The following is a 25,477-nucleotide window of genomic DNA, read 5'->3' on the forward strand; positions in this document are numbered from 1 at the left end:
TCACCCGCACCGGCCCAAACCGGACCGCACCTCCCACCCGTGGGACGATGGAGCCTACGTATCGATCCGACCCGAGACCGCAGACACTGCGGACGCCTCAAGAATCAGGACCCTGCGTGCCCGCGATCCCCAGCCATGTGCCCGAGCCGAGTCGTACCGACCCGGCGCTGATCCGCAATTTCTGCATCATCGCGCACATCGACCATGGCAAGTCCACGCTCGCCGACCGGATGCTCCAGCTGACCGGAGTGGTCGACCAGCGGCAGATGCGTGCTCAGTACCTCGACCGCATGGACATCGAGCGCGAGCGTGGCATCACGATCAAGTCCCAGGCGGTGCGTCTGCCGTGGGCCCCCACCGACGGGGCCGACGAGGGCAGTACCCACATCCTCAACATGATCGACACCCCGGGACACGTCGACTTCACGTACGAGGTCTCGCGGTCGCTCGCCGCCTGCGAGGGCACCGTGCTGCTCGTGGATGCCGCCCAGGGCATCGAGGCCCAGACCCTCGCCAACCTCTACCTGGCGATGGAGAACGACCTCACGATCATCCCCGTACTGAACAAGATCGACCTGCCGGCCGCACAGCCCGAGAAGTTCGCGGAGGAGCTGGCGAACCTGGTCGGCTGTGACCCGGAGGACGTTCTCAGGGTCTCCGCGAAGACCGGGCTCGGTGTCGACGCGCTGCTGAACAAGGTCGTCAAGGAGGTCCCGGCGCCGGTCGGGAACGCGGACGCGCCCGCGCGCGCCATGATCTTCGACTCCGTCTACGACTCCTACCGCGGTGTCGTGACGTACATCCGAGTCATCGACGGGCTGCTCACCAAGCGCGAGAAGATCCGGATGATGTCCACGAACGCCACGCACGAGCTGCTGGAGATCGGGACGAACTCGCCGGAGATGCTCGGCGCGGACGGGCTCGGGGTCGGCGAGGTCGGCTATCTGATCACCGGTGTGAAGGACGTCCGCCAGTCCAAGGTCGGTGACACGATCACCACCCTGCACAAGGGGGCGACCGAGGCGCTCGGTGGTTACAAGGACCCCAAACCGATGGTCTTCTCGGGTCTGTATCCGCTCGACGGGTCCGACTACCCCGAACTGCGCGAGGCCCTCGACAAGCTCCAGCTCAACGACGCCGCGCTCGTCTACGAGCCGGAGACCTCCGCCGCCCTCGGCTTCGGCTTCCGCGTCGGCTTCCTCGGGCTGCTGCACCTGGACGTGATCCGGGAGCGGCTGGAGCGCGAGTTCGGGCTCGACCTCATCGCGACCGCGCCGAACGTGGTGTACCGGGTCGACATGGAGGACGGCAGCGAGCACGTCGTCACCAACCCGAGCGAGTTCCCCGAGGGGAAGATCGACAAGGTCTACGAGCCCGTCGTGCGCGCGACGATCCTCGCGCCGTCGGAGTTCATCGGCGCGATCATGGAGCTGTGCCAGACCCGGCGCGGCACCCTGCTCGGCATGGACTACCTCTCCGAGGACCGCGTCGAGATCCGCTACACACTGCCCCTCGCGGAGATCGTCTTCGACTTCTTCGACCAGCTGAAGTCCAAGACCCGCGGCTACGCCTCGCTCGACTACGAGCCCACCGGCGAGGTCGACTCCAGCCTGGTCAAGGTCGACATCCTGCTGCACGGCGACAAGGTCGACGCCTTCTCGGCGATCACGCACAAGGACGCGGCGTACGCGTACGGCGTGCGGTTGGTCGCCAAGCTGCGCGAGCTGATCCCGCGGCAGGCTTTCGAGGTGCCCATCCAGGCGGCCATCGGCTCCCGGGTCATCGCCCGCGAGACCATCCGCGCCATCCGCAAGGACGTCCTCGCCAAGTGCTACGGCGGTGACATCTCCCGTAAGCGGAAGCTGCTGGAGAAGCAGAAGGAGGGCAAGAAGCGGATGAAGATGGTGGGTTCCGTGGAGGTTCCCCAGGAGGCCTTCATCGCGGTGCTGTCCAGCGACGACAGCGGTCCCGGAGCCAAGGGCAAGAAGTAGCGGCGATTCATGGGGCCCGTTGCGCTTTCGCGCGGCGGGCCCTATGTGTTGGCTCCGGAGGAAGTGACCGTCCACCGCCCCTTACGCACCGGCCGGTCGCGGCTTACTCTGATCACTGCTCGATAGTTACTCGTGAGTTAAACAACAGCCACATGAGCCACCAGTCACCAGCCACATGAGCCACCAGCCGCAGTGAGCCAACCGCCTCAGCAATGAGTCGACCGCCGCAGCAACAAGCCAGTAGCCGCACTGTCGCGGGCCCGGAGGATGTCGTGAGCGACACACAGACCCTGATCGAGAACCGTCCGCCGTCCGTGGCGGGCCTCTTCCTGGAGCGCGTGGCGGCCACGCCGGACGCCGAGGCCTACCGCTACCCGGTGCCGGCGGCCTCCGGTGAGGGCCCAGACGCCTGGAAGTCGCTGACCTGGGCGCAGGCCGCCGAGCGGGTCTTCGCCATCGCGGCCGGTCTGATCGAACTGGGCGTGGAGCCCGAGCAGCGCGTCGCCCTGGCTTCCGCCACCCGCGTCGAGTGGATCCTCGTCGACCTGGGCATCCTGTGCGCCGGCGCCGCCACGACCACGGTGTACCCGCAGACCAACGCCGACGAGTCGACCTTCATCCTCGCCGACTCCGGCAGCAGGGTCCTGATCGCGGAGGACGCGGCACAGCTCGCCAAGGCCCGCGAGAAGCGCGCCGACCTCCCCGAGCTGACGCATGTCGTCGTCATCGACCCGACCGGCGTGGAGACAGGAGCCGATGGAGAGAGCGACTGGGTGCTCACCCTCGCCGAGCTGGAGCAGCGCGGTGCCGCGTACCTGGAGAAGAATCCGGACCTGATCAAGGAGCGGGTCGGGGCCATCACCAAGGACCAGCTCGCGACGATCATCTACACCTCGGGTACGACCGGCCGCCCCAAGGGCGTCCGCCTCCCGCACGACAACTGGTCGTACCTGGCGAAGGCGATCGCCGCGACCGGTCTGCTCGGCCCGGACGACGTGCAGTACCTCTGGCTCCCGCTCGCGCACGTCTTCGGCAAGGTGCTCACCTCCGGGCACATCGAGATCGGGCACGTCACCGCCGTGGACGGCCGGGTCGACAAGATCATCGAGAATCTGCCGGTCGTACAGCCGACGTACATGGCGGCCGTCCCGCGCATCTTCGAGAAGGTCTACAACGGGGTCGCGGCCAAGGCGCGGGCCGGTGGCGGCGCCAAGTACAAGATCTTCCAGTGGGCGGCCGAGGTCGCCCGCGAGTACGCCAAGGTCACCCAGGACAACTTCCGCCGCACCGGCTCGGCCACCGCGCCCTTCGGTCTCGCCGCCAAACACAAGGTCGCCGACGCGCTGGTCTACGCGAAGATCCGCGAGGCCTTCGGCGGCAAGCTGCGCGCGTGCGTCTCCGGTTCGGCCGCGCTCGCGCCGGACATCGGCTACTTCTTCGCCGGCGCCGGCATCCACATCCTCGAGGGCTACGGCCTGACCGAGTCCTCCGCGGCCTCCTTCGTGAACCCCGGCGAGGCCTACCGCACCGGCACGGTCGGCAAGCCGCTGCCCGGCACGGAGGTGCGCATCGCGGACGACGGCGAGATCCTGCTGCGCGGCCCCGGCATCATGGAGGGCTACCACGGGCTGCCCGAGAAGACCGCCGAGGTACTGGAGTCGGACGGCTGGTTCCATACCGGCGACATCGGCGAACTGTCCCCCGACGGCTACCTCCGCATCACGGACCGCAAGAAGGACCTGATCAAAACCTCCGGCGGCAAGTACATCGCGCCCGCCGAGGTCGAGGGCCAGTTCAAGGCCGTCTGCCCGTACGTCTCCAACATCCTGGTGCACGGCGCCGACCGGAACTTCTGCACCGCCCTCATCGCCCTCGACGAACCGTCCATCCTGGACTGGGCGAAGGAGAACGGCCTCGAAGGCAAGTCCTACGCCGAGGTCGTCGCCGCCCCCGCGACGGTCGCCCTGATCGAGGGCTACGTCAAGGAACTCAACGAGGGTCTCCAGCGCTGGCAGACCATCAAGAAGTTCCGCCTCCTCCCGCGCGACCTCGACATCGAACACGGCGAGATCACCCCGAGCCTCAAGCTCAAGCGCCCGGTGGTGGAGCGCGAGTATAAGCACCTGATCGACGAGATGTACGCGGGCTCACGCGAGGCGTAGCCATCGGTCGAGGCCCCGTGCCCCAAAGAGGCGCGGGGCCGTATCGATGTGCGGCTCCGCCGCGTGGGCGCGGCCGGCCCCCACCGACCCGCGGATACGAACGTGCCTACCGGGTCGAGCGCCGCCGCAACTCCCGCACCAGTTGCCCCATCTCCGTCACGCGATCCCGAAGTTCCCGCACATCCTCGACCGTGCTCGCGGCCATCCGCGTCTCGATCTCCTTGAGCCGCGAGGCCAGTTCGTCGAACTGCCCCTGCTCACGCGCCAGCATCCGCTCCAACAGCTGGTTCTTGCGGTGCAGTTCGAGAAAGACGGTCACCTTCGCCCGCAGCACCCACGGATCGAACGGCTTGGTCAGATAGTCGGCGGCGCCCGTGGCGTACCCCCGGAACGCGTACCCCGCGTCCGAGTCCGTGCCGGTCAGGAAGATGATCGGGACGTCCTTGGTCTGGTCGAGCCGTTTGATGTTGGCCGCGGTCTCGAACCCGTCCATGCCCGGCATCCGGATGTCGAGGAGGACCACCGCGAAGCGCTGCCGCAGCAGCGCCTTCATCGCCTCCTCGCCCGAACGCGCGCGCACCAGCGGCTCGTTGAGGGACCCCAGGACGGCCTCCAGCGCGACCAGGTTGTCCTCCATGTCGTCGACCAGGAGGATGGCGGCACTCTCGTCGGTCGTTGCCTCAGCGCTCATGATGACCGTGCCTCACTCAGTCGTCGGCGGTGCGGCCGTCTCTCCCGGCGTACCCGCATCCGTCCCGGGGATGTCCGTGGCCTCGGGATCCAGCAGGCCGCAGACCACGGTCAGCAACTGGTCGACATCCACCGGCTTCGGTACGTAGTCGTTGGCGCCCCGCGCGATGGACTTCTCCCGGTCGCCCGGCATCGCCTTGGCGGTGAGCGCGACGATGGGCAGCCCGGTCCAGCGCGGAGCGCGACGGATGGCGGCGATGGTCTCGTAGCCGTCCATCTCCGGCATCATGATGTCCATCAGCACGAGTTCGACGTCGGGATTGCGCTCCAGGGTCTCGATGCCCTCGCGGCCGTTCTCCGCGTAGAGCACCGGCATCCCGACCCGGCCCAGCACATGGGTGAGCGCGAAGACGTTGCGGATGTCGTCGTCCACGATCAACACCCGCCGCCCCGGCAGCACTTGACCCGCCCGCCCGACCTTCCACGCCTCCAGCTTGGTGGGCGTCGGCCACGAGTCGTCCACCTCGTGCCCGGTGAACGGTTCGGAGGACAACTCCTCGGACAACGAAGGCAGTTCCCGATCCCCGGAGGTCCCCGAAAGCTCCGAGGCCCGCAAGGTCCGCCCCGCCTGTCCTGCCTGCCCCGCCTCCGCGACCTGCCCGGTCGCCGCATACCCCGGGCTCGCCACCGGGACGTACAACGTGAACGTCGAACCGCTCCCGGGCTCGCTCTCCGCGACGATACGGCCGCCCAGCAGCCCGGCGATCTCCCGGCTGATCGACAACCCCAGCCCCGTACCGCCGTACTTGCGGTTGGTCGTGCCGTCGGCCTGCTGGAACGCCTCGAAGATCACCGGGAGTTTCTCGGCGGCGATCCCGATCCCGGTGTCGGAGACGGCGAACACGATGACCTCGTCGCTGTCGGAGTAGCGGTGCTCGGGGTCCTTGACCCGGTTGACGCGGAGTTCGACCCGTCCCTTCGCGGTGAACTTGATCGCGTTGGACAGCAGGTTGCGCAGGATCTGCTGGAGCCGCTGCTCGTCCGACCACATCTCGCGCGGCACGTCCTCGCCCACCGACACCTCGAAGGAGAGCCCCCGGTCCAGGGTGAGCGGGCGGAACGTGGCGTGGACGTAGTCGAGGAGCTTGATGAGAGGAAGCCGCTTCGGGCGTACGTCCATCCGGCCGGCCTCGATCTTCGAGAGGTCGAGGATGTCGTTGATGAGCTGGAGCAGATCCGAGCCGGAGCGGTGGATCGTGGTCGCGAACTGCACTTCCTGGTCGGTGAGATGACCGTCCGGGTTGTCGGAGAGCAGCCGGGCCAGGATCAGCAGCGAGTTCAGCGGGGTGCGCAGCTCATGGCTCATGTTCGCCAGGAACTCCGACTTGTACTGGGAGCTGGTCGCCAACAGGGCCGCCTTCTCCTCCAGTTCGGCGTTCGAGCGCTGCAACTCGGCCTGCTGCTTCTGGAGTTCGTCCGAACGTTCCTGCAACTGCATCGCGAGCCGCTGGGACTCGCCGAGCAGGGACTCGGTGCGGGAGTTGGCGATGATGGTGTTGATCGCGACGCCGATGGTGTTCACGAACTGGTCGAAGAACGCGAGGTGCACGTCGGAGAAGCGGGAGAACGAGGCCAGCTCGATCACACCGAGGAGTTTGTCCTCGAAGAGGATCGGGATGATGACCACGCTCGCCGGGGCGGCTTCCCCGAGCCCGCTGTTGATCTTGATGTAGTCCGGCGGGGCCTCCTCCACCAGGATCCGCTTCTTCTCCCGCGCCGCCTGCCGCACCAGGCCGTGCACCGGCATCCCGCCCGTGTCGACGGTCGCCCCCTGCGCCGACCCGTACCCGGCGATGAACGCAAGTCCCTTGGCGGGGATGGCCGTTCGCAGGCTGTCCTCGTCCGGATCGGCCAGGAAGAACGCCCCGTACTGCGCGTTCACCAGCGGGGTCAGCTCGCGCAGGATCAGGTCGGCGACCTCCATCAGGTCCCGGTGCCCCTGCATCAGCGCGGCGAGCCGGGCCAGGTTGGACTCCAGCCAGTCCTTCGCACGGGTCGTCTCGCGGAGGTTGGCCACCATCAGGTTGATGTTGTCCTTGAGCTCGGTGACCTCGCCCTGGGTCTCCACCGTGATCGAGCGGGACATGTCGCCCTGCGCCACCGCCGAGGCCACCTCGGCGATCGCGCGGACCTGCGTGGTGAGGTTCAGCGCGAGTTCGTTCACGTTGGTCGTCAGGCGCTTCCAGGTGCCGTAGACGCCCTCCACCCGTGCCTGGCCGCCGAGTTGACCCTCGGAGCCGACCTCGCGGGCCACCCGGGTGACCTCGGAGGAGAAGGAGGAGAGGGTGTCGACCATCGTGTTGATGGTGGTCTTGAGTTCGAGGATCTCGCCGCGCGCGTCCACGTCGATCTTCTTCGACAGGTCGCCCTGCGCCACCGCCGTCGCGACCTGCGCGATGTTCCGCACCTGCGAAGTCAGGTTGTCGGCCATGTAGTTGACGTTGTCGGTCAGGTCGGCCCACACCCCGGAGACGCCCAACACCTGGGCCCGGCCGCCCAGTCGGCCGTCCGTGCCGACCTCGCGGGCCACCCGGGTCACCTCGTCGGCGAAGGCGCGCAGTTGCTCCACCATCGTGTTGACGGTGTCCTTCAGTTCGAGGATCTCGCCGCGCGCGTCGACGGTGATCTTCTTCGACAGGTCGCCGTTGGCCACGGCGGTCGTCACCTGTGCGATGTTCCGTACCTGCGAAGTCAGGTTCAGGGCCATGAAGTTGACGTTGTCGGTGAGGTCCTTCCAGACCCCGCTGACGCCCCGCACCTGCGCCTGCCCGCCGAGGTTTCCTTCCGTACCGACCTCGCGCGCCACGCGCGTCACTTCGTCCGCGAACGCGGAGAGCTGGTCGACCATCGTGTTGATCGTGGACTTCAGCTCCAGGATCTCGCCCTTCGCCTCCACCGTGATCTTCTTGCCGAGGTCGCCCTGTGCGACGGCGGTGGACACCAGCGCGATGTTCCTGACCTGTGAAGTCAGGTTGTCCGCCATGAAGTTGACGTTGTCGGTGAGGTCCTTCCAGACCCCGGAGACGCCCCGCACCTGGGCGCGTCCGCCGAGGTTGCCCTCGGTGCCGACCTCGCGCGCCACGCGCGTCACTTCGTCGGCGAAGGCGGAGAGCTGGTCGACCATCGTGTTGATGGTCGACTTCAGTTCGAGGATCTCGCCCTGGGCGTCCACGGTGATCTTCTGCGAGAGGTCGCCGTTCGCCACGGCCGTCGTCACCTGGGCGATGTTCCGCACCTGCGACGTCAGGTTCGACGCCATGAAGTTGACGTTGTCGGTGAGGTCCTTCCAGACCCCGGACACACCCCGCACCTGTGCCCGTCCGCCCAACTGGCCCTCGGTGCCGACCTCGCGGGCGACGCGCGTCACTTCGTCGGCGAAGGCGGAGAGCTGGTCGACCATCGTGTTCACGGTGAGCTTCAGTTCGAGCAGCTCACCGGTCGCCTCGACGGTGACCGTCCGCGTCAGGTCACCGCGCGCCACCGCCGTCGTGACGAGGGCGATGTCCCGCACCTGCGCCGTCAGCCGGGACGCCATCGTGTTGACCGCCTCGGTCACGTCCCGCCAACTGCCCGACAAACGCGTCACCTTGGCCCGCCCGCCGAGCCTGCCCTCGGTGCCGACCTCGCGGGCCACCCGGGTCACCTCGCCGGTGAACAGGGAGAGCTGGTCCACCATCTTGTTCACGGCCCGGCCCAGATGCCGTAGATCACCGCGCAACTGGCGGCTGCCGTCGTGCAGATCGACCCGCTGGGTCAGATCGCCGCCCGCGACCGCGTCCAGGACCCGGGTCGCGTTGGCGGCCGGGGCCACCAGGGCGTCGAGGAGCTGGTTGACATCGTTGACGCGGGAGGTCCAGCCGCCCTGGCCGGGGCTGGCCGAGAGGCGCTCGTCGAGGCGGCCGTGGCGCACCAGTTCGCGTTTGACGCGCTGGGTCTCGGCGTTGAAGTGGGTGCTGCGGTCCATGATCTGGTTGAAGACGGCGGTCAGCTCGGCCACGATGCCGTGACCCGTCTCCGGTGCCTTCGTGAAGTCGCCGTCCCGCGCCGCGGTCATCACGGCGAGCAGCGGACGGAGATCCGATGGTCGAATCCAGTCCTCTTTGTGTCCGTCTTCGAGCACACGCTTAGCACTGTTCTCACTCATGGTGGCCCACTTCGGTGACTCGGCGCTTATGGCCGCGGTCAGTCTGTCACTCTGTCCGCATCGACCGAGGCGTATTCGTCCGATCTGCTCGGGGAGCTGTGCATGGGGGCCATACCGACGCAACGGGAGACCACTTCGCGTGCTCCCGACGCGCCCGCGCACCACGGCGCGGACCGGCGTACGACGGTGCGCGCCACGCTGTCCGGAAGCTCCCTGGCGCCCGGTTCCGCCCGTGGCCTGGTGCGGGCCGCGCTCCGCGAGTGGGCCGAACTCGGCCTGTCCGGCACCGAGTTCCTCACCGACCGGCTCGCCGACGACGCGATGGTCGTCGTCAGCGAACTCGTCACCAACGCCGTCGTGCACGCCGGCACGGACGTCGAGCTGGTGTGCCGGCTGGAGGAGACGGACTCGATCGTCGTCGAGGTCGCCGACCACCACCCCTCCCGCGCCCCGCGCGACAACAACGCCGAACCGGCCCACGAGACACCGGAGTTCGGCCGCGGCCTGCGCCTCGTCTCCACCCTCGCCGAGGCCTGGGGCGTCACCTACCGCACCGGCACCAAGACCGTCTGGGCCCGGATGCCCGCCCAAGGCACCCCGGCCGTCCAGGAGTTGGAGACGTACGCCGTGGAACGCGGCCTGCGCGTCGCCGAGATCCTCGCCCCCGAACCCCAGCGCGCCGAACGCGACCGGGACTGGCTCGGCCGCGGCGCCCTCTCCTTCCTCGCCGAGGCCTCCGACCTCCTCGCCGGACAGCTCGACGAGGACCTCGTCGCCGCGCTCGCCGGACAGCTGATAGTGCCGAGGCTGGCCGACTGGTGCGCCGTATGGCTGGAGGACGAGGCGCTGGGCCGAGGGGGCTGGAGCGAGGACGCCGGGGCCGGTGCCGGACCGCGTCTGGCCCGGGTCTGGCACGGCAGCGAGAACCGTATCGAGGAGCTGCGCGAGGCCCTGGAGAAGGACCCGCCCCGCCCGCCGGACTCCCTGCGGCCCGTGTCCTACCCCTGGCCCGCCGACGCCCTCGGCCCGCACGGCACCTACGGCGCGGCGCTGGCGTACCGACTGATCGCGGGCGGTCGGCCGCTCGGCACGCTGGTCATCGGACGGTCCGGGCTGCCGTGCTTCCCCGACGAGGTCACCGGCCTGGTCGAGGACCTCAGCCGCCGCGTCGCGCTCGCCATCGGCGCGGCCCGCCAGTACGCCCGCCAGGCCACCATCAGCCGCGTCCTCCAGCGCGGCCTGCTGCCCGGCGCGGTCGCCGAGATCCCCGGCGTGCACAGCGCCCTCGTCTACGAACCCTGCGACAAGGGCGGCCCCAGCGGCGACTTCTACGACCTGTTCCCGGCCGGCGACGGCCGCTGGTGCTTCGCCCTCGGCGACGTCCAGGGCAAGGGCCCCGAGGCCGCCGTGGTGATCGGACTGGCCCGCCCCTGGCTCCGCCTCCTCGCCCGCGAGGGCTACCGCGTCGCCGACGTCCTCGACCGCCTCAACCAGCTCCTCCTCGACGACGCCACCGAGGCAGCCGACGCGGCGGCCCACGCGATGGTGGCAGCGGGCGGGATGCCGGGCCCGGTCGGCGACGGCCCCCGCTTCCTCTCCCTCCTCTACGGCGAGCTGGTCCCCTTCGACGGCGGAGTCCGCTGCACCCTCGCCTCCGCCGGACACCCGCTGCCGCTGCTCCTCGGCCCGGACGGCGGCGTCGGTACGGTGGCCCGCCCGCAGACCCTCCTCGGGGTCATCGAGGACGTGACGTACACCAGCGAGACCTTCGAACTCCGGCCGGGCGACAGCCTGTTGTGCGTCACCGACGGGGTGACCGAGCGGCGCTCCGGCTCCGTCCAGTTCGACGACGGCGACGGCCTCGCGACCGCGCTCGCCGGGTGCGCGGGCCTGACCGCCGAGCTGATCGCGGAGCGCATCAAACGCCTGGTGCACGAGTTCGGCGGCCGTCCTCCGGAGGACGACATGGCGCTGCTGGTGCTCCAGGCGGAGTGATCCCCGCCGGTGCTGGACAATGGAGGGCATGCCTTCCGCACTCCCCGACGGCGATCCCGTCCCCGACGACGGCGCCCTGCCCGCACAGGCGCTCGCCGGATCGGCCGACCGCCCCCTCGGGTTCTATCTGCACGTCCCGTACTGCGCGACCCGCTGCGGCTACTGCGACTTCAACACCTACACGGCGACCGAGCTGCGCGGCACGGGCGGAGTGCTGGCCTCCCGGGACAACTACGCGGACACCCTGATCGACGAGGTCCGCCTGGCCCGCAAGGTCCTCGGCGACGACCCGCGCCCGGTCCGCACGGTCTTCGTCGGCGGTGGCACCCCCACACTCCTCGCGGCGGGCGATCTCGTACGGATGCTGGGCGCGATCAGGGACGAGTTCGGGCTCGCCCCGGACGCGGAGATCACCACGGAGGCGAACCCGGAGTCGGTGGACCCCGCCTACCTCGCGGCCCTCCGCGACGGCGGCTTCAACCGCGTCTCCTTCGGCATGCAGAGCGCGAAACAGCACGTACTGAAGGTGCTGGACCGCACCCACACCCCCGGCCGCCCCGAGGCGTGCGTCGCGGAGGCCCGCGCGGCCGGCTTCGACCACGTCAACCTCGACCTGATCTACGGCACCCCCGGCGAGAGCGACGACGACTGGCGCGCGTCCCTCGACTCCGCCCTCGGCGCGGGCCCCGACCACATCAGCGCGTACGCCCTGATCGTCGAGGAGGGCACCCAGCTCGCCCGCCGTATCCGCCGCGGCGAGGTCCCGATGACGGACGACGACGTGCATGCCGACCGCTATCTGATCGCGGACGAGGTGATGTCGGCGGCGGGCTTCGACTGGTACGAGGTCTCGAACTGGGCGACGTCGGATTCCGGCCGTTGCCTCCACAACGAGCTGTACTGGCGCGGCGCCGACTGGTGGGGCGCTGGCCCCGGAGCGCACTCGCACGTGGGCGGGGTGCGGTGGTGGAACGTGAAGCACCCGGGGGCGTACGCGGGGGCGCTGGCGGCCGGCCGGTCACCGGGCGCGGGCCGCGAGATCCTCTCGGCGGAGGACCGCCGGGTGGAGCGGATTCTGCTGGAACTGCGGCTGCGGGAGGGCGCCCCACTGGACCTGCTCCGGCCGGAGGGGCTCGCGGCTTCGCGCCGGGCGCTGGGGGAGGGGCTGCTGGAGGCGGGGCCGTACGAGGAGGGGAGTGCCGTGCTCACGTTGAGGGGGCGGTTGCTGGCGGATGCGGTGGTGCGGGATCTGGTGGACTGATCACTCGGGGAGTGAATCAGTGCGGAACGCGGGTTCGGTCCCTAACCTGATTCGTAGGCTGCCGCCGACAGCACGCGGCGGATATGGAGGCCATGGAGATGACCGCTGTGGACGAGCGTGGGGTGACCAGGTTCTTCGAGGGGTTCGAGCCGCCCGAGGGACTCAAGGTGGAGCTTCTTCGGGGGGTGGTCGTGATGATGGCCAGCCCCCGAACATCGTGCACAACTTGATCGTTGCCGATGTGCAGGACCAGATCCCTCGGCAGCGCTGGAATCGCCTCCAGACCCAGGATGTGGACATCGTCGGTGAGGCCAGCGAACCCATTCCGGACCTGATCGTGTTGGAGCGCGGGGTGGTCCCGGCCTCAGGCAATCTGGTGCCGTCCCAGTTGATCACACTGGTGCTCGAACTGGACACCAGCGAGTTCGGAACTTTCCCCGACGTCAGGCCTCACCGCTATCCGTGACGAAGTCGATCAACTCCTCCACCCGCCCCAGCAGTTCCGGCTCAAGATCCTTGTACGACCCCACCTTCGCCAGAATCGCCTGCCACACCGCACCGGTGTTTTCCGGCCAACCCAGCGCCCGGCACACCCCCGTCTTCCAGTCCTGCCCGTGCGGTACCCGGGGCCAGGCGGCGATGCCCACGGAGGACGGTTTCACGGCCTCCCAGATGTCGATGTAGGGGTGGCCGACGACGAGCGCGTGCTCGCTGGTGACCGACTGGGCGATGCGCCACTCCTTGGTGCCGGGGAGCAAATGGTCCACCAGGATGCCGAGGCGCGCGTCCGGGCCCGGGGCGAACTCGGCGACGATGGAGGGCAGGTCGTCCACGCCCTCCAGGTACTCGACCACCACGCCCTCGATGCGCAGGTCGTCCCCCCACACCCGCTCGACGAGTTCCGCGTCGTGCCGCCCCTCGACGTAGATCCGCCCGGCACGCGCCACACGCGCGCGTGCACCGGGGACGGCGACCGAACCGGACGCCGTACGAGTGGGCCGTAGCGGACTCGACACCGGCTTCACCAGGGTGACCACGCGGCCCTCCAGGAGGAAGCCGCGCGGCTCCAGGGGGAACACCCGGTGCTTGCCGAAGCGGTCCTCCAGGGTGACCGTGCCGGCCTCGCAGCGGATCACCGCGCCGCAGAAACCGGTGCCGGGCTCCTCGACCACGAGGCCCGCCTCCGCGGCGACCTCGGGCACGGGCTTCGGCTTCTTCCACGGCGGGGTCAGGTCGGCGGAGTACTGGCGCATTCGGATGACGATAGGAGAACCGGCCCGCCCGGTTTCACGACACGCCGAAACGGCCTGCCAACGCGTCCCGTTGGGCCCGCACGAACCCGGCGTCCACCACCGCTCCGTGACCGGGCACGTACAGCGCGTCCTCGCCGCCCAGGGAGAGGAGCAGGTCGAGCGCGGCCGGCCAGTGCGCCGGTACGGCGTCGGGGCCCGCCTGCGGTTCGCCGGACTCCTCGACCAGATCGCCGCAGAACACGACCGCCGGTGAGCCGGGGACGAGGACCGCGAGGTCGTGGGCGGTGTGTCCGCGCGTCGCCACCAGGTGGACCTCCGGACCGCCGTCCATGGCGAGCACCGCGGTGCCCCACACGTATTCACGGGGGCACACGAGAAGGTCCGCCGCGTTCTCCGCCGCCCGCGGATCCAGCCCGTTGCGCACCGCGTCGGCCCGCAGCTCCTCACCGCCGTGCTCGAACACCTCGCGCAGACCGCCGGCCGCGAGAACCGTCGCCCCGGCAAAGACCGCCGCCCCGAGGACATGGTCGAAATGGGCGTGGGTGAGCGCGAGATGGGTCACACGCCGCCCGGCGAGCGCCTGCGCCTGAGTGCGCAACCACGCGCCCTCCGGCACACTCGACCCCGCGTCGATCATGAGCGCCGAGCCACCCCCGACGACCAGCCCCACCGTGCAGTCCCAGCCAGGCAGCCGGCACCGCCCCACCCCGGCGGCCAGCCGCTCCCACCCCGCCTCTTCCCAAGTCACCGTCATACGGCGACGCTAACGGTGAGGGCACCAGGGATTGACATCGCGGGACCGGCCTTGCCCGGGGTGTACCTCACGGCCGTACACTGGGCCGGGGAACGCTGGCACTCACGCGCACAGAGTGCCAGGAAAGGGCAGCCCGGCAACAAAACGGCGACCAGAACTGGAGGTGTGCGCGATGCTCAGCGAACGCAGGCTTCAGGTGCTGCGCGCCATCGTCCAGGACTATGTCGGCACCGAGGAGCCGGTCGGGTCCAAGGCGCTCACCGAGCGGCACAGCCTCGGCGTCTCCCCGGCGACGGTGCGCAACGACATGGCGGCCCTGGAGGACGAGGGCTACATCGCCCAGCCGCACACCAGCGCCGGACGCATCCCGACGGACAAGGGCTATCGCCTCTTCGTCGACAAGCTCGCCGGCGTCAAGCCGATGACCGGCCCCGAGCGCAAGGCCATCCAGAACTTCCTCGACGGCGCGGTCGACCTCGACGACGTGGTGGGCCGTACGGTCCGGCTGCTCGCGCAGCTCACCCGGCAGGTCGCCGTCGTGCAGTACCCGTCCCTGACCCGCTCGACCGTCCGCCACGTGGAGCTGCTGTCGCTGGCCCCCGCGCGCGTGATGCTCGTGCTGATCACCGACACCGGGCGGGTCGAGCAGCGCATGGTGGACTGCCCGGCGCCCTTCGGGGAGTCCTCGCTCGCGGATCTACGCGCGCGGCTCAACAGCCGGATCGCGGCCCGCCGCTTCGCGGACGTGCCGCAGCTCGTGCAGGACCTGCCGGAGGCCTTCGAGAACGAGGACCGCGGCACGGTCGCGACGGTGCTCTCCACCCTCCTGGAGACCCTCGTCGAGGAGACCGAGGAGCGGCTGATGATCGGCGGCACCGCCAATCTCACCCGCTTCGGACATGACTTTCCCCTCACCATCCGCCCCATCCTGGAAGCCCTGGAGGAGCAGGTCGTCCTCCTCAAGTTGCTTGGTGAGGCGGGGGATTCGGGCATGACCGTACGGATCGGTCACGAGAACGCCTACGAGGGACTCAACTCCACTTCCGTGGTGTCGGTCGGTTACGGTTCGGGCGGCGAGGCAGTCGCCAAGCTCGGCGTGGTCGGACCGACCCGCATGGATTACCCGGGAACGATGGGAGCGGTACGCGCAGTGGCACGGTACGTCGGACAGATCCTGGCGGAGTCCTAAGTGGCCACGGACTACTACGCCGTTCTCGGCGTGCGTCGCGACGCGTCGCAGGATGAGATCAAGAAGGCCTTCCGCCGGCTCGCGCGCGAGCTGCACCCGGACGTGAATCCGGACCCGAAGACCCAGGAGCGCTTCAAGGAGATCAACGCCGCCTACGAGGTGCTCTCGGACCCGCAGAAGAAGCAGGTCTACGACCTCGGCGGCGACCCCCTCTCGCAGGCGGGCGGCGCGGGCGCGGGCTTCGGCGCGGGCGGCTTCGGGAACTTCTCGGACATCATGGACGCCTTCTTCGGTACGGCGTCGCAGCGCGGACCGCGCTCGCGCACCCGCCGGGGCCAGGACGCCATGATCCGGCTGGAGATCGAGCTGGACGAGGCGGCCTTCGGCACCACGAAGGACATCCAGGTCGACACGGCCGTCGTCTGCAACACGTGCAACGGCGAGGGCGCGGCCCCCGGCACCTCCGCGCAGACCTGTGACATGTGTCGCGGTCGCGGTGAGGTCTCGCAGGTGACCCGGTCCTTCCTGGGCCAGGTCATGACGTCCCGCCCCTGCCCCCAGTGCCAGGGCTTCGGCACGGTCGTGCCGACGCCGTGCCCGGAGTGCGCCGGTGACGGCCGCGTCCGCTCGCGGCGCACGCTCACGGTCAAGATCCCGGCGGGCGTGGACAACGGCACCCGGATCCAGCTCGCGGGCGAGGGCGAGGTCGGCCCCGGCGGCGGCCCCGCCGGTGACCTGTACGTCGAGATCCACGAGCTGCCGCACGCGATGTTCCAGCGCCGCGGCGACGACCTGCACTGCACGGTCACCCTCCCGATGACGGCGGCGGCCCTCGGCACGAAGGTGCCGCTGGAGACGCTGGACGGCATGGAGGAGGTCGACATCCGCCCGGGCACCCAGTCCGGCCAGTCGATCCCGCTGCACACCAGAGGCATCACGCATCTGCGCGGCGGCGGCCGCGGCGACCTCATCGTGCACGTCGAGGTCACCACCCCGACCAAGCTCGACGTGGAGCAGGAACGGCTGCTCCGCGAACTGGCGAAGCTGCGTGGCGAGGAGCGCCCCATGGGGACGTTCCAGCCGGGTCAGCAGGGGCTGTTCTCGCGCCTCAAGGACGCTTTCAACGGTCGCTGAGAGGGTCCGGGGGCAGCCGCCCCCGGACCCTCTCCTCGCTCCGGACGGCCTCGTCCGCCAGGGCCGGACCGGCCGAAAGCAGTGGCATGTGCCAGGGCCAAGGCCGGATTCGGACTTGTTCGGAGGACGTGACAACATGCCGTCATGTCCTCCGCACTGACCGATCTCCTCCCTCATCCGATCGTGCAGGCCCCGATGGCGGGCGGTGTCTCCGTCCCGCGCCTCGCGGCCGCCGTGACCGAGGCCGGCGGGCTGGGATTCCTCGCCGCCGGGTACAAGACGGCCGACGGCATGTACCAGGAGATCAAGCAACTGCGGAGTCTGACGTCCCGTCCCTTCGGTGTGAACCTCTTCATGCCGCAGCCCGAGTACGCGGACAAGGCGGCCGTCGACGTCTACGCCCACCAGCTGGCCGGCGAGGCCACCTGGTACGAGACGGAGCTCGGCGACCCGGACAGCGGCCGCGAGGACGGCTACGACGCCAAACTGTCCGTCCTGCTCGACAACCCGGTGTCCTTCGCCTCCTTCCACTTCGGTGTCCCGACACCCGAGGTGCTGGAGTCGCTGCGCCGGGCCGGCACCTTCACCCTCGTCACCGTCACCACCGTCGAGGAGGCCCTCGCCGTGGAGCGGGCCGGTGCCGACGCGGTGATCGCGCAGGGCGTCGAGGCCGGCGGCCACCAGGGCACCCACCGCGACCTCCCGGAGAACGACGGCGCCGGTGTCGGCCTGCTCTCCCTCGTCGCCCAGATCCGCGAGACCGTGAGCCTCCCGATCGTCGCCGCCGGCGGTCTGATGCGCGGCAGCCAGATCGCCGCGGCCCTCGCCGCGGGCGCGAGCGCGGCCCAGCTCGGCACGGCATTCCTCACCACCCCGGAGTCCGGCGCCCACGCCCTGCACAAGCAGGCGCTCACCAACCCCCTGTTCACGCGCACCGAGTTGACCCGCGCCTTCTCCGGCCGCCCGGCCCGCGGCCTGGTCAACCGTTTCATGCGCGAGCACGGCCCCTACGCCCCCGCCGCGTACCCGGAGATCCACCACCTGACCTCCCCGCTCCGCAAGCAGGCCGCCGCGTCCGGCGACCCGCAGGGCATGGCCCTGTGGGCCGGACAGGGCCACCGCATGGCCCGCGAACTGCCGGCCGGCCAACTGGTCGAGGTCCTGGCCGCCGAACTGGCCACCGCCCGGACAGCGTTGTCGACCGGGGACAACCTCCGATGACCGCCCCGGTGTTCATCGTCGAGTCCCTGGCGGGCGTGGGCCCCGGCTCCGTCGCCGAGGTGACCGGACCCGAGGGACGACACGCCGTTTCGGTACGACGGCTTCAGCCCGGCGAGGACGTCGTGCTCACGGACGGACAGGGCCGGGGCGCCGCCGGGGTGGTCCTCAGGGCCGAGGGCAAGGACCGCCTGATCGTCGAACTCCACGCGTTCCCCGCCGAGTCGGAGCCCAGCCCCCGCATCACCGTCGTCCAGGCCCTCCCCAAGGGCGACCGCGGCGAGCTGGCCGTGGAGACGATGACCGAGACCGGAGTCGACGCCATCGTCCCCTGGGCCGCCGCCCGTTGCATCACGCAGTGGAAGGGCGAGCGGGGCCTCAAGGCCCTCGCGAAATGGCGGGCCACCGCGCGCGAGGCCGGCAAGCAGTCCCGCCGGCTGCGCTTCCCGGAGGTCGCGGACGCGGCAACGACCAAGCAGGTTGCGGCACTTCTGGCCAAAGCCGACTTCGCCGCCGTCCTCCACGAGGACCGCGACTACGGCAGCGAGCCCCTCGCCACCGCCGAACTCCCCACCGCGGGCGAGATCGTGCTGGTCGTGGGCCCCGAAGGAGGCGTCTCCCCCGAGGAGTTGAGGCTCTTCGAGGACGCGGGTGCGAAGGCCTGCCGGCTCGGGCGTAGCGTGCTGCGTACATCGACGGCCGGGACCGCGGCGACCGCCCTGCTCCTGGGTCGTACCGGACGCTGGTCCTGAACCAGGGGGAATCGCTGTGGAACTCGCCCAAGTACGGCTGCTCGTCACCGACTTCGCCGCCTGCTACCACTTCTACGCCGAAGTCCTCGGCCTGAAGCCCCAGTCGGGGGCGACCGAGGGACCGTACGAGAAGTTCTCCCCCTCGATCGGCTCGGCAGGGATCGCGCTCCAGGACCGGTCGATGATGGCCCAAGTCCTCGGCGAACTGGGGGAGTCGGCCACCGGGCACCGCTCGCTCGTGGTGCTGCGGGTCGACGGTCTTGACGAGTACTGCGCGCAGATCATCGCCCGGGGCGCCGAGCTGCTGCACGGGCCCGCGGCGATGACGGACCGGATGCGGGTCGCCCATCTCAAGGACCCCGAGGGCAATCTGGTGGAGCTTCAGGAGTGGCTGCTGCTCCGCGGCTGACGATCGTGCGCCGGTACCGCGCCCCCGGCGCACGGGTGGCCGTATGCGCTCTTCCGTGTGCGCCCTGACGGTGGCAGGCTGCCGTCCATGGGGGCGTTGAGACAGAACTGGCGTCGGCCGCGCGGCCGGCGGGTGGCCGCCGCGGCGGGGCTCGCGGTGGTGGCCGTGGGCGGGGCCGTCGCGTGCCAGCCCGGTGACCTCAGTGCGGCGACCGTCGCGTACACCACCGACAAGACGGCGACCGCGGAGCTCAAGCGGGACCATGTGGGCGTGCGCTATCTGACCTGCACGGGCAACTACGGCAGCGGCAACAAGGCCTACACGCCCGGGAAGACGCCCTCGCCGACCGAGACCACGGTCGTCAGCGTCGACTGCCAGGGACAGACGGACGACAACCGGGACATCACCGTCACCGGCAAGGTCACCCGGGCCGTCGACGGGGCGTGTGTGCGCGGCGACCTGGTCGCCAAGGTCGGCGGCAAGCAGGTGTTCCACGTGACCGGGCTCGGCGACTGCAACGCGGCGACTCCGTCGTCCGTGTCCAACCCGAACCCGACCCTCACCTACGGCCCGGGACCGACCGTCACGGTCACCAGGACGATCTGGTGCAAGGGCGACCCGACCTGCTGGCCCGTGGAAGGCAAGTGACCGTCCGCCCATAGAGGGCAAGTGATCCAAACCACTGTCGTCGCAGGCCGCGGCTGCATACGCTGATCAGGTGACTCAGCCCTCAGCGTCCGCAGCCCAGGCCGGTCCCCAGGCCTATCTCCGCTTCCCGCACCTGCACGGCGAGTTGATCGCCTTCACCGCCGAGGACGATGTGTGGCTGGCGTCCCTCGACGGCGGCGGACGGGCCTGGCGGGTCAGCGCGGAGAACGTGCCGGTGTCCCACCCGCGCATCTCGCCCGACGGCACGACCGTCGCCTGGACCTCCACCCGGGACGGCGCCCCCGAGGTGCACATCGCCCCGGTCGACGGCGGTCCCGCCAAACGCCTGACGTACTGGGGCAGTTCACGCACCCAGGTCCGCGGCTGGACGGCGGACGGCCAGGTCCTCGCGATCAGCACCCACGGCCAGGCCAACCTCCGCCGCAGCTGGGCCCGCGCGATCCCGCTGGACGGCGGACCCGCAACCACCCTCCCGTACGGGCCGGTCGGCGATGTGGCCGTAGGCCCCGACGCCACCGTCCTGCTCTCCGCGCCGATGGGCCGCGAGGCCGCCTGGTGGAAGCGCTACCGGGGCGGCACGGCGGGCAAGTTGTGGATCGACCGCGAGGGCGACGGCGAATTCACCCGCCTGCACGAGGAGTTGGACGGCAACATCGAGTACCCGGTGTGGGCGGGGGACCGGATCGCGTTCCTGTCCGATCATGAGGGCACCGGCGCGCTCTACTCCTCCCTCGCCGACGGCTCCGACCTCCGTCGCCACACACCCCTCGACGGTTTCTACGCCCGCCACGCGTCCGGCGACGGCACCCGGATCGTGTACTCCTCGGCCGGTGAACTCTGGCTCCTGGACGACCTGGACGGCGCCGAACCCCGCCGCCTCGACCTCCGGCTCGGCGGCCAGCGCACCGACCAGCAGCCGTTCCCGGTGTCCGCCGCCCGCTGGTTCGGCTCCGCCTCGCCCGACCACACCGCGCGCGGCAGCGCGGTCGCCGTCCGCGGCACCGTTCACTGGGTGACCCACCGCTCCGGCCCGGCCCGCGCGCTCGCCGCCACCCCCGGCGTACGGGCCCGGCTGCCCCACACCTTCCGCGCCGACGGCGAGGAGTGGGTGGTGTGGGTGACGGACGCCGAGGGCGACGACGCCCTGGAGTTCGCCCCCGCCACCGGCCTCGCCCCCGGCGCCACCCCGCGCAGACTCGCCGCCGGACAGCTCGGCCGCGTCCTCGCCCTCACCGTGGCCCCCGACGGCGGCCGGGTCGCCGTGGCCGCGCACGACGGCCGCGTCCTCCTCGTCGAGCGCGAGACCGGCGAGGTCCGCGAGGTCGACCGCAGCGAGGACGGCGACGCCTCGGGCCTCTCCTTCTCCCCGGACTCCGCCTGGCTCGCCTGGTCGCACCCCGGCCCGCGCCCGCTGCGCCAGCTCAAGCTCGCCAACACCACCGACCTGTCGGTCACCGAGGCGACCCCGCTCCGCTTCCAGGACTACGCCCCCGCCTTCACCCTCGACGGCAAGCACCTGGTCTTCCTCTCCACCCGCTCCTTCGACCCGGTCTACGACGAGCACGTCTTCGACCTCGCCTTCGTGGTCGGCGACCGCCCGCACCTGATCACCCTCGCCGCGACCACCCCGTCCCCCTTCGGACCGCAGCGGCACGGCCGCCCCTTCGAGGCCCCGGACAAGGACGAGACCCCCGACAGCGAGGGCCGCCCCACCACCCGGGTCGACCTCGAAGGCCTGTCCGACCGCATCGTCGCGTTCCCCGTCGAGGCCGGCCGCTACTCCAACCTGCGCGCGGCCAAGGACGGCGTCCTGTGGCTGCGCCACCCGGTGCAGGGAGTCCTCGGCGCCACCCGTGCGACCCCCGAAGACCCCGACCCCAAAACGGAGTTGGAGCGCTACGACCTCGCCCAGCAGCGCATCGAGCACCTCGCCGGGGACGCCGACCACTTCGAGGTCAGCGGCGACGGCAAACGCGTCCTGCTCTGGACGGACCACAAACTGCGCGTCGTCCCCAGCGACCGCCGCGCCTCGGGCTCGGACGACGACGACAGCGACTCGAACATCAACGTCGACCTGTCCCGCATCCGCCAGACCGTCGACCCGGCCGCCGAGTGGCGGCAGATGTTCGACGAGACCGGCCGCATCATGCGGGACAACTTCTGGCGCGCCGACATGAGCGGCGTCGACTGGGCCGGAGTCCTCGACCGCTACCGCCCGACCCTCGACCGCCTCGCCACCCACGACGACCTCGTCGACCTCCTCTGGGAGGTGCACGGCGAACTCGGCACCTCGCACGCCTACGTCACCCCGCGCGGCGGCCACGGCCACGGCGAGCGCCAGGGACTGCTCGGCGCGGACATCTCCCGTCACGAGGACGGCAGTTGGCGCATCGACCGCATCCTGCCCTCCGAGACCTCCGACCCCGCCGCCCGTGCCCCGCTGGCCGCCCCCGGCGTCGCCGTCCGCGCGGGCGACGCGATCCTCGCGGTGGCCGGACAGCCCGTGGACCCGGTCACCGGCCCGGCCCCCCTCCTCATCGGCACGGCGGGCAAACCGATCGAGCTGACCATCTCCCCGGCCGGCGGCGGAGACCCCCGGCACGCGGTCGTCGTCCCCCTCGCGGACGAGGAACCGCTCTACTACCACGCCTGGGTCGCCGACCGCCGCGCCTACGTCCACGAGAAGTCCGGCGGCCGCCTCGGCTACCTCCACGTCCCCGACATGCAGGCCCCCGGCTGGGCCCAGATCCACCGAGACCTCCGCGTGGAGGTGGCCCGAGAGGGCCTGGTGGTGGACGTCCGCTACAACCGGGGCGGCCACACCTCGCAGTTGGTGGTCGAAAAACTGGCCCGCCGCATCGTCGGCTGGGACCTCCCGCGCGGCATGCGACCCTACAGCTACCCCGAGGACGCCCCGCGCGGCCCGGTCGTGGCCGTGGCCAACGAGTTCTCCGGCTCGGACGGCGACATCGTCAACGCGGCGATCAAGGCGCTGGGCATCGGTCCGGTGGTCGGTACGCGTACGTGGGGCGGGGTGATCGGCATCGACAGCAGGTACCGGTTGGTCGACGGCACACTCATCACCCAGCCCAAGTACGCGTTCTGGCTTGAGGGTTACGGCTGGGGAGTCGAGAACCACGGGGTGGATCCGGACGTAGAGGTGGTGCAGAGGCCTCAGGATTATGCGGCGGGAAGGGACACCCAGCTGGACGAGGCAATCAGGCTGGCACTAGAGGCGCTGGAGACCAGTCCGGCAAAAACACCGCCCGGCTTGCCTACCTGAGGGGCGCGCGGCTATATCGACGTGCGGCTCCGCCGCGTGGGCGCAACCAGCCACGACGGCGCCGCACCCGACGACGATACGATGCCCGCGTAAAACACCCCACGCCTCGGAGGGAACCCACATGTCAGGGGAACCACAGGACGACTGCCTGTTCTGCAAGATCGTCGAGGGCCACATCCCGGCAACGATCGTCCGCGAAACAGCCACGACCGTCGCGTTCCGGGACATCAACCCCCAGGCCCCGACCCACGTCCTGGTGATCCCCCGCGTCCACTACGCCGACGCCGCCTCCCTGGCCACCGCCGAACCCACCATCGCCGCCGACGTCCTCCGCGAGGCCGGCGAGGTGGCGACGGACGAGAAGCTCGACAGCTACCGCGTCATCTTCAACACCGGCACCGGCGTGGGCCAGACCGTGTTCCACGCCCACGCCCATGTCATGGGCGGCCGCGGCATGCAGTGGCCGCCCGGATAACCAATTCACCATGTCCGTACGCGAATTGGTGGTCCTCGGCACCGCCAGCCAGGTCCCCACCCGGCACCGGAACCACAACGGCTACCTCCTCCGCTGGGACGGCGAGGGCATCCTCTTCGACCCCGGCGAGGGCACCCAGCGCCAGATGCTGCGCGCCGGGGTCGCCGCGCACGACCTCAACCGGATCTGCGTCACGCACTTCCACGGCGACCACTCCCTCGGCCTCGCGGGCGTCATCCAGCGCATCAACCTGGACCGCGTCCCGCACCCGATCACGGCCCACTACCCGAAGTCCGGCCAGCGCTTCTTCGACCGCCTGCGCTATGCCACGGCGTACCGCGAGACGGTCGGCATCACGGAGTCCCCGGTGTCGGCGGACGGAGTGATCGCCACCACCGGGAACTACACCCTGGAGACCCGCAAGCTCTCCCACCCCGTCGAGTCCTACGGCTACCGCCTCACCGAACCCGACGGCCGCCGCATGCTCCCCGACCGCCTCGCCGCGCACGGCATCAAGGGCCCGGACGTGGGCCGCATCCAGCGCGAGGGCACGGTCGACGGCGTCACGCTGGACGAGGTCAGCGAGATGCGACGAGGCCAGCGTTTCGCGTTCGTCATGGACACCCGCCTCTGTGACGGAGTGCACGCCCTCGCGGAGGGCTGCGACCTGCTGGCGATCGAGTCGACGTTCCTCGACGAGGACGAGCAACTGGCCGTAGATCATGGCCACTTGACGGCCGGACAAGCGGCCCGGGTGGCGCAGGAGGCCGGTGTCCGCCACCTGGTCCTCACCCACTTCAGCCAGCGCTACTCCGAGCCGGAGGAGTTCGAGCGGCAGGCACGCGCCGCGGGCTTCGAGGGGGAGCTGACCGTGGCGCACGATCTACTCAGGGTGCCGGTTCCGAAACGGCGATAAAACACCCGTACGATACTTCGATGCCCATTCCCAAAGCCGAACTGCACCTGCACATCGAAGGCACCCTGGAGCCCGAGCTGGCCTTCGCCCTCGCCGCCCGCAACGGCGTCGAGCTGCCGTACGCGGACACCGAGGACCTCCGCAAGGCGTACCTCTTCGAGGATCTCCAGTCCTTCCTGAACCTCTACTACGAGCTGATGGCCGTCCTGCGCACCGAGCGGGATTTCGAGGACCTCGTCAACGCCTACCTGGCCCGGGCCGCCGCGCAGGGCGTGCGGCACGCGGAGATCTTCTTCGACCCGCAGGCGCACCTCGCGCGGGGCGTGGACATGGCCACGGTGGTGGAGGGTCTGTGGCGGGCGCTCGGCGACAGCGAGACCAACCACGGCGTCTCGACCCGGCTGATCATGTGCTTCCTGCGCGACGAGTCCGCCGACTCGGCCATGGAGACCCTGGAAGCGGCGAAGCCGTACCTCCACCGGATCACCGGCATCGGCCTCGACTCGGCCGAGGTCGGCCACCCGCCGGTGAAGTTCCGCGAGGTGTACGAGGCCGCCGCCGCGCTGGGCCTACGACGGGTCGCGCACGCCGGTGAGGAGGGCCCGCCGGCCTACATCACCGAGGCGCTCGACGTGCTCGGCGTCGAGCGCGTCGACCACGGCCTGCGCTGCATGGAGGACGCGGAGCTGGTCGCCCGCCTGGTCCGGGACCGCATCCCGCTGACCCTCTGCCCGCTGTCGAACGTCCGGCTGCGCGCGGTGGACGTCCTGGCCGAGCACCCGCTCCCCGCCATGCTCGACGCGGGCCTGCTCTGCACGGTCAACTCCGACGACCCGGCCTACTTCGGCGGCTACGCGGGCGACAACTTCGACGCGATCCGCGAGGCACTGCACCTGACCGAGGACCGGCTGCGCGAACTGGCCCGCAACTCCTTCGTCGCGTCCTTCCTGGAGGACGACGAGGAGCGCCGGGCCCGGTATCTCGCCGAGGTCGAGGCGTACGTCTTCTAGTCGCTGCCGGTCGACGCACCCCCAACTGCCCCGGGAAATCGGCCGATTGAGGTCGGCCGAAGTCTTTTGCCGCCCCTTGGCAAACAACTGAAGATCGCATTTGGGTTTGCTT

The 25,477-nt window shown here is 70.3% G+C and carries 19 protein-coding genes; 15 read left to right on the forward strand and 4 right to left on the reverse strand.

The window, feature by feature from the left end; genetic code table 11:
• The first annotated feature begins 116 nt into the window (after nucleotides 1–116).
• Nucleotides 117–1,991, forward strand: a complete 1,875-nt coding sequence (gene lepA, locus JHN63_RS18105) for a translation elongation factor 4 (RefSeq protein ID WP_200682108.1) — start codon at nucleotides 117–119, stop codon at nucleotides 1,989–1,991.
• 272 nt (nucleotides 1,992–2,263) lie between these two features.
• On the forward strand, nucleotides 2,264–4,153 hold the full coding sequence (locus tag JHN63_RS18110) for a long-chain fatty acid--CoA ligase (protein ID WP_200682109.1): 1,890 nt from the start codon (nucleotides 2,264–2,266) through the stop codon (nucleotides 4,151–4,153).
• A 106-nt stretch (nucleotides 4,154–4,259) separates the two neighbouring features.
• Here the strand turns inward: JHN63_RS18110 and JHN63_RS18115 are convergent, their stop codons facing one another.
• Both JHN63_RS18115 and JHN63_RS18120 read right to left on the reverse strand, forming a co-directional pair.
• Nucleotides 4,260–4,844: a two-component system response regulator gene (locus JHN63_RS18115; RefSeq protein WP_200682110.1), complete on the reverse strand. Its 585-nt coding sequence runs from the start codon at nucleotides 4,842–4,844 to the stop codon at nucleotides 4,260–4,262.
• Between the two features lie 12 nt (nucleotides 4,845–4,856).
• Nucleotides 4,857–9,047 carry a HAMP domain-containing protein gene (locus tag JHN63_RS18120; RefSeq protein WP_200682111.1) on the reverse strand — a complete coding sequence of 1,397 codons (4,191 nt, stop codon included), beginning with the start codon at nucleotides 9,045–9,047 and terminating at the stop codon, nucleotides 4,857–4,859.
• Nucleotides 9,048–9,149: 102 nt separating this feature from the next.
• On the opposite strand from JHN63_RS18120, the gene JHN63_RS18125 reads away from it, so the two are divergent.
• The 3 genes from JHN63_RS18125 to JHN63_RS18135 all read left to right on the forward strand — a co-directional run bounded on the left by JHN63_RS18125 (nucleotide 9,150) and on the right by JHN63_RS18135 (nucleotide 12,769).
• Nucleotides 9,150–11,042: a SpoIIE family protein phosphatase gene (locus JHN63_RS18125; protein WP_200682112.1), complete on the forward strand. Its 1,893-nt coding sequence runs from the start codon at nucleotides 9,150–9,152 to the stop codon at nucleotides 11,040–11,042.
• A 28-nt stretch (nucleotides 11,043–11,070) separates the two neighbouring features.
• Nucleotides 11,071–12,303, forward strand: a complete 1,233-nt coding sequence (gene hemW, locus JHN63_RS18130; protein ID WP_200682113.1) for a radical SAM family heme chaperone HemW — start codon at nucleotides 11,071–11,073, stop codon at nucleotides 12,301–12,303.
• Between the two features lie 226 nt (nucleotides 12,304–12,529).
• Nucleotides 12,530–12,769, forward strand: a complete 240-nt coding sequence (locus JHN63_RS18135) for a hypothetical protein (protein WP_307781916.1) — start codon at nucleotides 12,530–12,532, stop codon at nucleotides 12,767–12,769.
• On the opposite strand, the gene JHN63_RS18140 is transcribed toward JHN63_RS18135, so the two are convergent.
• Together JHN63_RS18140 and JHN63_RS18145 are read right to left on the reverse strand one after the other, a co-directional pair.
• Nucleotides 12,747–13,556, reverse strand: coding sequence for a DUF3097 domain-containing protein (locus tag JHN63_RS18140; protein ID WP_200682114.1), 810 nt, complete (start codon nucleotides 13,554–13,556; stop codon nucleotides 12,747–12,749). The genes JHN63_RS18135 and JHN63_RS18140 overlap by 23 nt on opposite strands.
• 34 nt (nucleotides 13,557–13,590) lie before the next feature.
• Nucleotides 13,591–14,310: an MBL fold metallo-hydrolase gene (locus JHN63_RS18145; protein WP_200682115.1), complete on the reverse strand. Its 720-nt coding sequence runs from the start codon at nucleotides 14,308–14,310 to the stop codon at nucleotides 13,591–13,593.
• A 172-nt stretch (nucleotides 14,311–14,482) separates the two neighbouring features.
• Here JHN63_RS18145 and hrcA point away from each other — a divergent pair, with 172 nt between their 5' ends.
• From hrcA to JHN63_RS18195, 10 genes are all read left to right on the forward strand, one after another.
• On the forward strand, nucleotides 14,483–15,499 hold the full coding sequence (gene hrcA / locus JHN63_RS18150; RefSeq protein ID WP_200682116.1) for a heat-inducible transcriptional repressor HrcA: 1,017 nt from the start codon (nucleotides 14,483–14,485) through the stop codon (nucleotides 15,497–15,499).
• Entirely contained in the window at nucleotides 15,500–16,633 is a 1,134-nt protein-coding gene (dnaJ, locus tag JHN63_RS18155) for a molecular chaperone DnaJ (protein ID WP_033285943.1), read from the forward strand.
• 144 nt (nucleotides 16,634–16,777) lie between these two features.
• Nucleotides 16,778–17,854, forward strand: a complete 1,077-nt coding sequence (locus JHN63_RS18160) for a nitronate monooxygenase (protein WP_200682117.1) — start codon at nucleotides 16,778–16,780, stop codon at nucleotides 17,852–17,854.
• Nucleotides 17,851–18,603, forward strand: coding sequence for a 16S rRNA (uracil(1498)-N(3))-methyltransferase (locus JHN63_RS18165; protein ID WP_200682118.1), 753 nt, complete (start codon nucleotides 17,851–17,853; stop codon nucleotides 18,601–18,603). Before JHN63_RS18160 ends, JHN63_RS18165 begins: the two co-directional genes overlap by 4 nt.
• A 16-nt stretch (nucleotides 18,604–18,619) precedes the next feature.
• Complete coding sequence (locus JHN63_RS18170; RefSeq protein WP_200682119.1) at nucleotides 18,620–19,012, forward strand: VOC family protein; 393 nt, start codon at nucleotides 18,620–18,622, stop codon at nucleotides 19,010–19,012.
• 87 nt (nucleotides 19,013–19,099) lie between these two features.
• Entirely contained in the window at nucleotides 19,100–19,660 is a 561-nt protein-coding gene (locus tag JHN63_RS18175; RefSeq protein WP_200682120.1) for a hypothetical protein, read from the forward strand.
• Between the two features lie 70 nt (nucleotides 19,661–19,730).
• Nucleotides 19,731–22,964: a S41 family peptidase gene (locus JHN63_RS18180; protein ID WP_200682121.1), complete on the forward strand. Its 3,234-nt coding sequence runs from the start codon at nucleotides 19,731–19,733 to the stop codon at nucleotides 22,962–22,964.
• A gap of 121 nt (nucleotides 22,965–23,085) precedes the next feature.
• Nucleotides 23,086–23,439: a histidine triad nucleotide-binding protein gene (locus tag JHN63_RS18185; RefSeq protein WP_200682122.1), complete on the forward strand. Its 354-nt coding sequence runs from the start codon at nucleotides 23,086–23,088 to the stop codon at nucleotides 23,437–23,439.
• A 10-nt stretch (nucleotides 23,440–23,449) separates the two neighbouring features.
• Entirely contained in the window at nucleotides 23,450–24,355 is a 906-nt protein-coding gene (locus tag JHN63_RS18190; protein WP_200682123.1) for a ribonuclease Z, read from the forward strand.
• A 20-nt stretch (nucleotides 24,356–24,375) separates the two neighbouring features.
• Nucleotides 24,376–25,365, forward strand: coding sequence for an adenosine deaminase (locus JHN63_RS18195; protein WP_200682124.1), 990 nt, complete (start codon nucleotides 24,376–24,378; stop codon nucleotides 25,363–25,365).
• The last annotated feature ends 112 nt before the right edge of the window (nucleotides 25,366–25,477 follow it).

Origin of the sequence: Streptomyces sp. MBT65, from assembly GCF_016612545.1 — a bacterium.
GTDB lineage: Bacteria > Actinomycetota > Actinomycetes > Streptomycetales > Streptomycetaceae > Streptomyces.